We start from the raw sequence: 8310 nt of genomic DNA, 5'->3' as shown, positions 1-8310 counted from the left end.
AGGCATCAATCACTTTTTGGCGTAGGTCAAGCGAGTAGGCTTTCATGATCGGCGATTGTCTGGCAGGCTGGGCTACTCCCTTACTGTATGCCATCCAACTGAGAACCGCTATAAATCATCATTGTTTCCAGGTATGGAAAGTTGATGATAAGACATGGCATAATGATATTCGAGTCAAGGCTGCAACATTTTTACGAGCCAGAGATGACAAGCATTGGATGGGATGTCATCGAGTTGATAGTCGAAACAATGATGTTTTTGATATCTGGAAAGACCAAAGATGGCACTCCACTAGCCGAGTGCAGGTAGCGACTCGGTTGAGGTAAAGGCTGAGTCAACAGAGCGATCGCAATTAAATCCTCTTCTGAGCATCCTTAGCATTTTGGCAGTTCAAAATTTAATCTTGCTGATGAGCAAATTGGTAAGCACCGACGAAGGAAAGGGTGTCGCTTGCTCTTGCGAGTTTGCTTTGCCAGGGGTTAACATCGAAGCATTCATCCATAATCTACTGAGTTACTAGCTCTATGAAGCGCAGAAAGTTGCTTCAGTATTCGGCGTTAGGTAGTGCATCCTTTTTAGGAAACCTGATTTTACTCAGTCAAAATCAGCCAGATATTATTGCTACAAGCATGAGCAATAAGCGACTCTACGAATGGATTTTTTTATATTGGATGCCTTATGATAACGACCTCTCAAAGTTTGGCCGTTCTATTATGGATATGCTTGCCAAAAGTGTGAATAGCGATAATATTCTTGTAGCGATACAATCTGATTTTAGCGGAGCTAAAAAAATTTCAAGAAACATCCTTACTAAAGGAAATATTTCTACTCAAAGCTTAAATACAGCAAACAGCGCCAGTGAAGAAGCTTTTTCTGAATATCTTAATTGGGCTAAGTCGCAATTTCAAGCTAAAAAATGGGCAATTGTATTCTTAGGACATGGGGGTCGTTTAGATGAAATTAGCCCAGATGAACACCCTGAACCAGGCTTGAATTTAAAAACTCAGTGGATGAATATCCAAAAATTAAGCGGTCTGATCGCAAATTTTAATCAGCAAGTAGGCAAGCGGGTAGAGTTAGTTTTCTTTCAAAATTGCAATAAAGGAACTATTGAAGCCAACTATACTTTTCGAGATACAGCGAAATATACTCTTTCTTCCCAATTACTGCTAGGTGTTCCCAATTATTATTACGAGCAATTATTTAATTTTTTGGGGCGTCAACCAGAAATTAGTGGAGGACAGCTAGCAGTAAAGATTATGGAGTTTGAATCTAGCGATATGTACCATAGCTATACCGCTATCAATAATCGTGCTATCACGCAACTATCTGCAAAAATTAATCCGCTTATTGATGCAGTTCTGGCAGCTAATATAAAAAATATAAATTTGAGCAATCTGACAACTTATAAGTATATGGGCGAACGGTTTGTCGATGTTGTCTCATTTTTTCAAACTATCACCAATCAGTCAGGCGCAAATCAAAATAGATACAATGAATTCGTTGATTTTTTAAATAATTCAATCATTTATAAAGTAAAACGAAATGGTACATTATTTCGCCCTATTCCAGAATATGAAAATTTTTCGGGGCTTGGTATCTTTTTCCCGGAAAGCAAGCAGGAGCTGGAAAAATACCGCGATTTCCAGGCTTTTGAGGACTTGAAACTTCTGAAACTTTTCGACGCAATTATCGTTAGCTGATTAGTTCAGGAAGGTGGACAGTGCCCACCCTTCCTGAACCAATTAATCTTGTTGATGAGCAAATTGATAAGCACCAACGAAGGAAAGCGCGATCGCCATCACCGCTAAAATCGGCACCGAGTACCAGGGAAACTGCGACATTGGCAAGTAAGCTGCGGCGCGTAAGCCAATACTGGTATAAGTCAGGGGCAACAGATAGACAACTATCTTGAGGGCAGCCGGGAGAGTGGCGGGATCGAAGAATGTTGCTCCTAAAAACGACATGGGGATGATTACAAAATTATTGTAAAGACCAACCGCTTCGAGCGATCGCACGCTTAAACCGACAATCACACCCAACCCAGCAAACACCGCGCAATTCAGCACGACCAGCAGCAGAAACAAAGGGTTCAAAAAACTCCAAACCTTGCCAGTAAAGAGTACCGCCACTAAAATCACCGAACCCGCCGTCATTAATCCCCGCACCACACCAGCTAGCATTTTTCCTAAGTGCAAAGCGAGAGGATGCACTGGTACCAGCAGCATTTCTTCAAAAGTTTTCGAGAACAAGCGATCGCCACAGATGGAAAATGTCGTGCCGGTGAAACTAATCACCATCGACGATAGCGCCACCATCCCCGGCAAAATGAATTCCAGATAGTTATTGTAATTACCGCTAATCCCCACACCAGGCTTGATAGAGCTACCCAACCCCAATCCAAACGCCAGAATGTAAATCAGAGGCGATATTAGCCCAGACGCCGCCACCTGCACAATTCGGACACGTAAATCTAACCAATCCCCCCAAAAAACGGTGAGACTATCGGCAATCAGAGTTTGAAACTGGGAGCTTTTTAAGGTTTTGCCCAGATGTAGCGACGTTTGTGATTTCACAGATGCAAGCCAACAACAGAGAACTGCTTAATTTTTACTTTACATTTAATCCAGTCCCCACCTAGCTTGGGACAGAAGCCAAGCAGAGGCGAGGAGGCAATGAGATTTCGCTCCCCTGCACCTCTCCCCTGTGCCTCTCCCTGCACCTCTGTACCTCCACACCCCTGTTCTTCCTACACTCGTCAGTCGAAGGCAAAATCAGTCACAATAAATCAACGACTACCTTCCCGTGCAACAGATGGAGGCTGGAGGCGATCGCTGTGCTGCAAAGATTTCTAATCATTCTTGTAATACTTGTACCTTTGGTCATTGCCTATCTGGTTAATGAAAAACGGAAAGCCAAGATTAAACAAATTAAAAATAATACTGTTGTTTTGGTGAAAGGTGCAGAACAGAAGTATCCCAGCTTACCTCTAAAAAACTATGGAATTCCGCTGATGGTTAGGCGTCAGAATAGAGTCCAAGTTGTCTTTCCCAGACTGACGCCTGAAGGGGATGTTGAATATATTTATTCCTGGCATCCCCTCAATGATGTGGAGGTGATCGAGCAGAACTCTAAAACGAACGATCCAAAGCTGACTACCATCAAAGAACTAGCTCCCATCATTCACGAACACTGGCAATTAGAGCCAGAAATGTCCGTACTTGAGGAGCAATATCGTAAAATTAATGACTTAGCTGATTTAGTCTCTACCTCTGATGTGTATTCTGTCCAAGTAGCTACCTATGAGAAAGCTTTACTTGAGGTTGAAAAGCTGTTAAGGAAAGCCGAACAGTTACAAAAAATATATGTTCGTTTAATTAGAGAGGCTTTAATTGGAGTTAAGGTAGCTGAGTACAATCCCGATCGGCTTATCGTCTCACATCTGGCTTTTGAGTTGCAGTATCAACGAATGAAAGAAGAATATCAACATCTCAAAGATGTCGCCCATGCCTACTCCCAATTGTTGAATGAAAGTAGAAACTTAGCGAGCGAGGAGTAAGCACTGGGGAGGCAAAGCAGCTACAGTTGCAAGAAATCTTGTAGAGACGCGATGCATCGCTTCTGGTAGCTGGGGAAACTGTAGTTTTAAACTCTTCGATGCCTCTTTGCCCCTTTCCCTTCCTCTTTCCCCTTCTCTTCCCTTCCGCCTAGCGGCACAATCTATAGCCATACTGGGAGAAAGGAGAGCAGTTTGATTACTCCCTGTCCAGTAGGCGTGAAATTACCTAAGCGACGATGAAACGTAAATCTAGATACCCTGCCGATACTCCCTATAGTGCCCCTAAATCCGCTAAATCATCCCCTTTCAATTACACTTCCATCGCTTTGATCGGCGGCGTCTTCGTTCTGGGAATCGGGGTAGGGATTGGCTTTAGCTCTACAGCGACGTTTAGCCCAGAAAACGTCGCATCGCGTGATTTCATTGACCGTGCTGCGCCGAATCCTGAGCTTTGCGTGCAGTTTGGAGCCAGCGCGATGGTGATGGATACTCGCGTCTATGTAACCCTAAATCCCTTTAACGTTTACGTTTCGCAGCCCAATATGCGACCGGGTTGTGTTTTGCGTAGTAACAACTGGTCTATTTTGGAACAAAGAAAGCTGGTAACAGCAGATCAGGTGCGGGATTGCAAGAACCGGATGAACACCTTTGGCTATACCGGCAGTTTGGACGGGCAACCAGATATCCGCTGCATCTATCAGAATGATGGTGCCCAGAATTTCTTCCTGAATCAGCCAGGAGCAGGCGCACCGCCGCCGGAAACAAATAATTTCTAAGGGGAATGGCTAATGGCTAATCGGTAATCGGGATTGGTAATCAGGATTTGTTCGTTCCAATAACCCATTACCGATCGCCTTTGTTTGCCATTAGCAACTCACTTTACCGCCAATCTTCGCTGAGCTGAACTTGCAGTATTTGATTCGGTTGAATAATAGCGGTTTGAGGAGCTGTCAGATAGGTGGTGGCAGCACCGGCGGCAGCGCCTCCCAACAAACCGACGCCTGAAAAGCCTCCTAATAGAATTAAGGCTAAAGCGCCAATGGCAGAATTCCGGACAACTCGGTTCTGTGAAACTTGACGGTTGCCGTCTAGGGAGTCTGATTGGGCGAGAAGGGGAAAATTGCGTCCACCCAGGCTAATCGCTTGGGTAATAAAGCGACTGCCGCGCCGGTCGATCTCAAAGCGTCCAATCACCTGCGTACCAACTGGGGCGATAAGTTTACCAGTGCGATCGCGTATTTCTTCCTCTAGCAGCAACACTTCCTGGCGCGAGACACCATCTCGCAGTGTTAAAACCTTGTCGCCCGGATAACGCAGGCTCAGCGGAGTGCCAGAAGGCAGCAGAATGTCTGGATTTAGAGATGCCGTTGGCGCTTGTATCGGTGCCGATGTGGAGCTGGAAGGATCGGGCACAACCGTCGCCGTCTTATGTAGGGGCGGCACGACAACCATTGGAGAGGCGGTGGTTCTCGGTGCGGCGGTTGTCGGTGTGGCAGGTATAGACATGGGTACGGACGCACCCGCTTCTAGAGAAGGGACTGGGGCTACTCTGGTTCTCCTTGCAGGCACTTGGGAGGAATTTTCCTCCATCGGCAACGGTTGACCAAATTCAACCACTCTGGTGGCAGAGGAAGACTGAGGCTGTCTCACGGTTACTGGTGGTGCTGTAGCGATCGCGCCAGAAAGAGCAGGTACGCTCACTAACACAGGATTATTCGTCGCAATTCTCCCTGAAGGAACTGTTGGCGTCGCTAAATTGGGTAACGTACTTGAGTTATTCAGAGACGGCACACTCACGACACCCGGCGTTGGTTTCTCTGGGAAGATAGGGGGAGGCAGGGACGGAGAAACCCCGCTCCTGCTGGGAGGCACTGCTTCTGGAGCGAGAACGTTAGCAATCAGGGGACGCAATACCCAGCGATTCCCAGGTTCTACTTGCAATTGCACTTGTTGGGGGGATAAAACTACCTCTGGTGCGAGATCCAGCACTATTCGGGTAATGCCAGCCTCGAACTGAGAGACTCGAATTTGGCGGATTGGGCCAGAGTAACTTCGTTGAGTTTCCACCATTCCCACTTGAGTATTGGGTAAATCCAGAACAATCCGAGACGGTTGAGCCAGAAGAAAATAACGCGGCGTCGTTCCCTCATCCAGAGTGATTTCTAACTGATTCAGCGCTGGGTCAAATCGCCAATTTGTTAACCGGGCAGCGATCGCTTTTAACTCCATGCCGCTCCCCATAATCGCGATCGCGCCAACCAAACTAAGCGTTTTCAATCTACTCATAAAAAGTCGAAATCCCAGTATCAATTTTTCTCCCCACATCGCAATTGACTGAAATAACGTTCCAGGTACAACAATTGTCTCCGTAATTTCAGCGATCTACATCACAAATAAAATGGATTTATATCACCAAATCATCACATAAAAGATCACACTTCAAACGCGAGTGCTATCACCCAGTAATTTCTCGGATGGTTTCATACTACGAGTATTGGCTAACTAAACTCTGAGACGTCCCATGTTCCTAAGCCGTGACAATGTGCCAATTGATGCTTCTAGCTGGGTGGAGCGGTGGAAAAAAGTCCAGAGAAAGCTTGTCAAGCGAACGATGCAGTTGCAGCAAGCGAATCGAGAACTTGCCCATCAAATCACCGAGCGTCGGCAGGTGGAAGAGGCTTTGCGGCAAGCAGAGGAAAAGTATCGGAGTATTTTTGAAAACGCTGTCGAGGGAATATTTCAGACAACCCCGGACGGGCGTTACATTAGCGTCAATCCAGCACTGGCAAGGATTTACGGCTACGCTTCACCAGAGGAACTAATTGCCCATCTGACGGACATCAAGCGCCAGCTGTATGTAGATCCCAATCGGCGTGACGAATTTCTGTATTTACTGCAAGAACACGGTTCGGTGAGTGGGTTTGAGTCTCAGGTTTATCGAAAAGACGGCAGCATCATCTGGATTTCGGAAAATGCACGGGCAGTACGCCAAGAGCTGCGATCTGCAAAGCAATACGAAACGGTAAGCAGCTATAGTGTGGCATACACTAAGGACGAGCAGTGCTTCGGTCATACATTATGCGATCGCGCCGGTGCCTTACTCTACTGCGAAGGCTTCGTCACCGACATCACCGAACGAAAATCTGCTGAAGCAGCCTTAAAAGCATCGGCAGTAGAATTCAAACAACAAGCGAACCATCTGCAATTAGCTCTGTGCGAACTACAACAAACCCAGACGCTTCTGATCCAAAGTGAAAAGATGTCTAGTCTAGGGCAGTTAGTTGCTGGGGTTGCCCACGAAATCAACAACCCAGTTAACTTTGTTTGCGGCAATCTGGTTCATGCGAATCAATATGCCCAAGATTTGCTAAACCTCCTACAGCTTTATGGCAAACATTATCCCCAGCCAGTGCCTGAGATTGAAGAGGAAGCTGAGGCAATCGATCTGGATTTTTTAATTTCGGATTTCCCCAAAACCTTATCCTCCATGCAAATCGGGGCTGACCGCATTCAGCAAATTGTCCAGTCCCTGCGAAACTTCTCGCGGATTGACGAAGCCCAGATGAAGGCAGTTGATATCCACGAAGGCATTGACAGCACGCTACTAATTCTCCACAGCCGCTTGAAATCCAGAGGAGTCAATACGGGGATTGCCATTCTCAAAGAATACGGCGATTTGCCATCCATAGAGTGTTACGCCGGACTCCTCAACCAAGTATTTATGAATCTCATTTCTAATGCGATTGACGCCCTGGAGGAGACAGAGGCGCGAAGAGGCAGCGCACAGGAGATGCTACATTCTTCCTTGCTCGGCTCTTCCCCGGCTCCCCTGCCTTGTATTCGGATTCGTACCGATGTCCTCGACAACGGAAAAGCAAGTATCCGGATTATCGACAATGGCCCCGGAATGAGCGAAGAAATCCGCACTAGAATTTTTGAACCTTTCTTTACGACAAAGCCCACTGGTAAAGGCACGGGGCTGGGTTTGTCAATCAGCTATCAAATCATCGTCGAGAGACACGGCGGCGTTTTGAAGTGTAATTCAGCACCAGAGCAGGGAACCGAGTTCGTCATCGAAATTCCGATTCGGCAGTAAATTTAGGAACAAGTATCTTTTGGCAGGTTGGTACCGTCTAGTTTCGCGCCTGTCAGGTAAGCCCCCCAAAAGTTTGCTCCGTCCAAGTTTGCCCCGCTCAAGTCAGCTTCTGTCAAATCTGCCATTTTCAAGTTTGCCCCGCTCAAATTGGCACCCCTGAGATTTGCCCGAAACAAATTCGCTCCACTAAGATTCGCCCCGCTCAAATTTGCTCCACTGAGATTGGCTGTGCCTAAACTTGCCTCCATTAAAGAGGTTTGGCTCAGGTTAGCTCCACTCAAGTCAGTTTCGCTGAGCGATCCCTCCTGGAAGTTCGCTAGACTCAGATTTACGCCTTTAAGATCGGTTCCAATTAAGTCTGCACCTTTAAAATCTCGTTCTCCCGCCGCATATCGCTCCAGCAGTTCATCCTTCTCAACGATCATCCACTCCTCCTTTTCTGGTTGGTTAATGTAGCTTGGCGCAACTGCTGAAATTTTTGGTAGTGGTAAATCTGTAGCGCTCGGTTGGGTTCTGAGGCAGCAAAAGAGTTTTTTCATTCAAAACTCAGACGCGAAGTGACAAGCCAGCGCTAGGCTAACGCCTCGCTTGGCTAACGCTGCAAGTCTTTTCCAACTTAAAACTTTTTACCACTTACCCAAAAACTGTTATTCCC

The 8310-nt window shown here is 46.5% G+C and carries 8 protein-coding genes; 5 read left to right on the top strand and 3 right to left on the bottom strand.

Going from position 1 to position 8310, the window contains the following annotated elements:
- The first annotated feature begins 44 nt into the window (after positions 1 to 44).
- The gene (locus NC994_RS21385) at positions 45 to 326 is read left to right on the top strand and encodes a hypothetical protein (RefSeq protein ID WP_190434048.1); all 282 of its coding nucleotides are present in this window, start codon (positions 45 to 47) and stop codon (positions 324 to 326) included.
- A gap of 198 nt (positions 327 to 524) precedes the next feature.
- Positions 525 to 1703 carry a clostripain-related cysteine peptidase gene (locus NC994_RS21380; RefSeq protein WP_190434046.1) on the top strand — a complete coding sequence of 393 codons (1179 nt, stop codon included), beginning with the start codon at positions 525 to 527 and terminating at the stop codon, positions 1701 to 1703.
- 42 nt (positions 1704 to 1745) lie between these two features.
- Here NC994_RS21380 and NC994_RS21375 read toward each other — a convergent pair whose 3' ends face one another.
- Positions 1746 to 2576, bottom strand: coding sequence for an ABC transporter permease (locus NC994_RS21375; RefSeq protein WP_190434044.1), 831 nt, complete (start codon positions 2574 to 2576; stop codon positions 1746 to 1748).
- Between the two features lie 260 nt (positions 2577 to 2836).
- Between NC994_RS21375 and NC994_RS21370 the strand changes: the two genes are divergently transcribed.
- Together NC994_RS21370 and NC994_RS21365 are read left to right on the top strand one after the other, a co-directional pair.
- Entirely contained in the window at positions 2837 to 3559 is a 723-nt protein-coding gene (locus NC994_RS21370) for a hypothetical protein (RefSeq protein WP_190434042.1), read from the top strand.
- Between the two features lie 236 nt (positions 3560 to 3795).
- A complete protein-coding gene (locus tag NC994_RS21365) occupies positions 3796 to 4335 on the top strand; it encodes a DUF3172 domain-containing protein (RefSeq protein WP_190434040.1) in 540 nt (179 codons plus the stop codon).
- Positions 4336 to 4438: 103 nt separating this feature from the next.
- On the opposite strand, the gene NC994_RS21360 is transcribed toward NC994_RS21365, so the two are convergent.
- A complete protein-coding gene (locus NC994_RS21360; protein WP_199299537.1) occupies positions 4439 to 5845 on the bottom strand; it encodes an AMIN domain-containing protein in 1407 nt (468 codons plus the stop codon).
- 235 nt (positions 5846 to 6080) lie between these two features.
- Here NC994_RS21360 and NC994_RS21355 point away from each other — a divergent pair, with 235 nt between their 5' ends.
- Complete coding sequence (locus NC994_RS21355; RefSeq protein WP_190434036.1) at positions 6081 to 7655, top strand: ATP-binding protein; 1575 nt, start codon at positions 6081 to 6083, stop codon at positions 7653 to 7655.
- Positions 7656 to 7657: 2 nt separating this feature from the next.
- On the opposite strand, the gene NC994_RS21350 is transcribed toward NC994_RS21355, so the two are convergent.
- Positions 7658 to 8080: a pentapeptide repeat-containing protein gene (locus NC994_RS21350; RefSeq protein WP_190434054.1), complete on the bottom strand. Its 423-nt coding sequence runs from the start codon at positions 8078 to 8080 to the stop codon at positions 7658 to 7660.
- Positions 8081 to 8310 lie beyond the last annotated feature (230 nt).

It is taken from the genome of Trichocoleus sp. AS-A1, assembly GCF_039962015.1.
Classification (GTDB): domain Bacteria; phylum Cyanobacteriota; class Cyanobacteriia; order Cyanobacteriales; family FACHB-T130; genus FACHB-T130.
Note: the sequence above shows the minus strand (reverse complement) of the source record. Positions and strands in the feature narration are given on the sequence as shown.